We start from the raw sequence: 3,068 nt of genomic DNA on the forward strand, positions 1-3,068 counted from the left end.
AGTAAAAACAAGTATTGATAACAACGGAAAGGAACATAAAAATGTTCGTATTTTATCTTCTAAGCTCTTAAAAGCAAAAGAACAAGTAATGAGTCAAGAAGAAAAGAAAGAGTCTATTTTAGGGGCGATAAAGAAGCGCCAGCAGGCGGATAAAAAGCAGGGGGTAAGAAAAACAGAGCATAAACATGAAAATGAAAGATAAGAATCTGGCGGTGTGGTCTTCGGACTGCACTGTCTATTTTTTTGTTCCTGAAAAGCGAGGATGCGATTTTTCTTTAAATGTAAGGACTTAAATAGTATAATTTAAGTAGTTAAACGAGGCTAACGAGGAGGCAATCAGGAGGTTCTAATTGAAAACGAAAAGATTTATACTGAGCGTGAGACTTTTCTTTGTAGGAACCATGCTAATAATAACGGCATTTGCTTTCTTACTTCAAAAGAGAGGGAAGATACCCGTTTTAACTTGGGTTCAGGCTATACAAACGTATGCCTTATAGGGCTTTTACTCGTTGAAATAGGGATCACTCTCTGGATAAAAGCAAATATTTCTTCCCGACTGATTCAGCATGTGAAAGAAAACAAGCTAATTACCGATGGCGTCTTTGCCTATGTCAGACACCCTATTTACTCCGCCTTTCCTCATCTTTTTATAGGTTTAATCCTTTTGATGAACAATATTTATCTCCTAATACTGCCGATTTTATTCTGGATTTTTCTAACGGTACTAATGATCTTAACAGAAGAGAAAAAGCTCGTAAATGAATTTGGAGAAGCATACATAAATTACGCTAAAAAAACAGATCGAGTCATACTATTCAGGAGGAAATAAAAAATGATAGAGACAAAAATAGCAGATAAAAATGATATAGAAAAATTAATTCCCAGTTTTATTAAAGCCTTTAATGACGGAGAATAGAAACAAAAATGGACGGATGCAACAACAAAAATTTCATTGGAAAATATTTTTTCCTTCCCTAATTTTTATGGATTGGTAGCAAAAAAAGAGGGCGAGACCGTTGGGGCAATATTAGGGCATATCCAAACTTTTAATGATGTAAAAACATATTATATTGACGAACTCTTTATAGACCCAAGTTATCAGAAACAAGGGATAGCTAAAAAGCTTTACCAAAAAACCATAAAAGATTTGAGGAGAGAGGGAGTAACAGGTTCGTTTTTTACAACTTTACGAAATTCAGCAGCCTATGACTTTTATGTATCACAAGGAGCTATTGATTTAAAAGATAGTGCCGTTTTCTATCACCCTTTTTAAACATCCAATTACAATGGTAATTTGAACTATTGCATCGGGAAGTAGGGATTTAAATGACGATTTTATTGTCATTTTTGATGATGGCTGGACTCTTTTTATTACTATGGGCAGGGGTAGGATTTATCCAGGATGAAAGATTCTTTACATCTGCACCAAAGGAAGTTTATGAACTTGTACAGCCGAAAAAAGAACGCTTTTCAGGACAGCATCTTATGGGTTGGATACTGGCGATTATCGCCATATTTTTAATGGTGGGTTCTCTTGTTTTAGCAGCCCTAATTGGTATCCACAATAACTTTACTTTGGAACAGTTTTTCTCTCGATTAATAACCATATTGTTGCTGATGAAGACTTTTGACATTGTCTTTTTTGACTGGGTCTTGCTTTCAAATGGGGGATTTGGATTCTTTGAGCGTTATTATCATGAGGTGAAAGAAGTGCTTAGTTCGAAACTCTTTGGCTATAACAAGAAAGAACATTTTAGCCATATTATTCTGATGATTATCGGGGCCTTTGTTTTGGCGTGGATCTGCAGTCTGTTTTTGTAAAACAAGGCTTTTGAAGATAGATTATCATTGTTCAAACGTCCTATCATAAGATAGCAGACTTTTTGTAATGAGATATGCACAAAAGTTCATTATGAAGCTAAAAAACAACCTGAAAATAACATCAGATTGGAGACAAACCCCGTTTGAGTTAATCTCAAAATAAGGGTTTGTCTTTTGTTTTAGTGAAATATCCTCTGAAAATAAAAAAACGAAGCCTTTCTAGCTTCTCAATGCCAGTATATTGGCCAGTTTCTTCATGTTTAAGCAGGCAAAAGTGAGCCCTGCTTTGAATTCCATCAAGGCTTTCCCAACTAAATGAGTATAGCGAAAACCGTGATGCTCCTTCGCAGTGCCAAATAATCGCTCCACCGATTGCTTACGTTCTTGATAAAGTTCACGCATACCATCGGAGTGCCGGATATCTTCACAAGTTTCAAGAGCTTCTTGCCAGACATGCCGTGTAATGACGCGTTTATTTCTTTCTTCTCCCAATGCGCGATACTCTCGGTAACCCTTGCGATTCGTTGTTGTGTAATGATAGACAGTATTGTTTTCGTCTAAATAACAGTCATAGTATTCATCATAGACAATGTCTCGATTCTCTGGTTTACGTCTAGGACGTGTATAAGGAAATACAGGGGTGATGGCTTGACTTAACAGAAACTGAGCGATGGTGGGAGTTTTATACCCGGCATCCGCAATAATACGGGTAGGGTCAAACGAGATAATCTTGTTAAATAATGACGGAAAAGCTTGTGTATCATGAGTGTTCCCTGAATGTACGCTGTAACCTAATACCCAGCCGTTTCGATCACAGGCAGTTTGAATATTGTAAGCAAAAACTTGCTTATGGTCTCCTTTATGGAACCAACCGGCCTCGGGATCATTGGGACTGATTTTTTGGGATTTTGTTGAGGACTCCTTTTCTGTATTTTTTAGGGGCTTTTTTCCATGCATCTCCCGATCTTTTTGAACAGCTTCCATCATCTCATCCGCTAACCATTTTGCCTGGATAAGGATTTCCTCATTTGTATACTTCCGACCATTGGCGCAAGCTTTAACATGGGTGCCATCAATGAAAATATCTTTAGAATCGACCACGCCTGCCTCAAAGCACTGGATGAGAATCTGTGAAAAAATTTGTTCGGCGATATTGGTTCCTTCGAAACGTCGCTTATAATTTTTTCCAAATGTTGAAAAATGTGGCACGGCATCCGTAAAAGATAAACCGAGAAACCAACGATAAG

The 3,068-nt window shown here is 37.3% G+C and carries 4 protein-coding genes and 1 pseudogene; 4 read left to right on the forward strand and 1 reads right to left on the reverse strand.

The features are described from left to right. The 4 genes and pseudogenes from Q0U74_RS07705 to Q0U74_RS07715 form a co-directional block, all read left to right on the forward strand. Positions 1 to 202, forward strand: a pseudogene (locus tag Q0U74_RS07705) (DNA-binding protein); the annotation flags it as partial. Positions 203 to 463: 261 nt separating this feature from the next. Then, positions 464 to 829: an isoprenylcysteine carboxylmethyltransferase family protein gene (locus tag Q0U74_RS07790; RefSeq protein WP_367178325.1), complete on the forward strand. Its 366-nt coding sequence runs from the start codon at positions 464 to 466 to the stop codon at positions 827 to 829. A 123-nt stretch (positions 830 to 952) separates the two neighbouring features. Next, positions 953 to 1,273 carry a GNAT family N-acetyltransferase gene (locus tag Q0U74_RS07710; protein WP_367178326.1) on the forward strand — a complete coding sequence of 107 codons (321 nt, stop codon included), beginning with the start codon at positions 953 to 955 and terminating at the stop codon, positions 1,271 to 1,273. Positions 1,274 to 1,326: 53 nt separating this feature from the next. Further along, positions 1,327 to 1,821 (forward strand): hypothetical protein, encoded by a 495-nt coding sequence (locus Q0U74_RS07715; protein WP_297393874.1) that lies wholly within the window; start codon positions 1,327 to 1,329, stop codon positions 1,819 to 1,821. A gap of 219 nt (positions 1,822 to 2,040) precedes the next feature. Here Q0U74_RS07715 and Q0U74_RS07720 read toward each other — a convergent pair. Continuing rightward, on the reverse strand, positions 2,041 to 3,068 hold a 1,028-nt coding region (locus Q0U74_RS07720; RefSeq protein ID WP_297393876.1), incomplete at its 5' end, for an IS1182 family transposase.

The sequence above is a fragment of the uncultured Peptoniphilus sp. genome (assembly GCF_946998875.1).
In the GTDB taxonomy this organism is placed as follows: Bacteria; Bacillota; Clostridia; order Tissierellales; family Peptoniphilaceae; genus Peptoniphilus_A.

What these genes read in the sequence shown, in the direction of transcription:
- Q0U74_RS07715 (WP_297393874.1), top strand. Translation starts at nt 1,327, where the DNA reads ATGACGATTTTATTGTCATTTTTGATGATGGCTGGACTCTTTTTATTA.